The organism is Oleiphilus sp. HI0043 (assembly GCF_001634935.1).
The window spans coordinates 1-985 of record NZ_LWEY01000447.1; the positions used below are offsets into that span (position 1 = coordinate 1).

The following is a 985-nucleotide window of genomic DNA, read 5'->3' on the forward strand; positions in this document are numbered from 1 at the left end:
CCTTCCATTCTCAACAACTTATCCTTTTCGCCCTCCAGCATTTTTGAGACCGGAATACCCGTCCACTTCGATACTGTTTCTGCTATCTCTTCTTCGGTCACTCGATTACGTAATAAGGTCATACCCATCATTTCAGCCTGGCTCGCCATATCCAACTGGCGCTCCAATTCGGGAATCTTCCCGTACTGCAATTCCGACATCAATGCCAAGTCACCCTCTCGACGAGCACTCTCCAATTCGACCCTAGCCTGCTCTAACTGACTCTTAACTTTCTGGGAACCATGCAGAGCTGCCTTTTCTGCCAACCAGACTTCTTCCAGATCTGAAAATTCCTTTTCAAGTTCAGAAATTTGCTCATTCAGCTCTACAAGGCTCTTTTTAGATGAAGAATCCTGCTCCTTCTTAAGCGCCTCCCGCTCGATTTTCATTTGAATCAAACGGCGCTCCAAGCGATCTAAAGCTTCTGGCTTTGAGTCCATCTCCATTCGAATTTGGCTTGCTGCCTCGTCAACCAAATCTATCGCCTTATCCGGTAATTGGCGATCAGCTATATAGCGATGAGAAAGCTTGGCTGCAGCGATAATTGCACTATTGGTAATTTCTACCCCATGATGGACTTCGTAACGCTCTTTCAAACCGCGCAGAATAGCAATGGTATCTTCAACAACCGGCTCCTCTACTAGAACTTTCTGGAAACGCCTTTCCAAGGCAGCATCTTTCTCTATATATTCACGATATTCATCAAGCGTAGTAGCGCCAACACAATGCAGCTCACCTCGAGAAAGTGCAGGCTTCAACATATTCCCCGCATCCATTGAGCCCTCTGCCTTACCAGCACCAACCATGGTATGAATTTCATCGATAAAGAGGATTATCTGCCCTTCTTGCTTACTCAGCTCATTAAGCACACCTTTCAAGCGCTCCTCAAATTCACCTCGAAACTTAGCCCCGGCAATCAATGCCCCCATATCCAAGGACAAGACTC

General features: G+C 46.6%; 1 protein-coding gene. It reads right to left on the reverse strand.

Translation table 11 applies throughout. The features are described from left to right. On the reverse strand, positions 1-985 hold a 985-nt coding region (locus A3729_RS05795), incomplete at both ends, for an AAA family ATPase (RefSeq protein ID WP_156497707.1).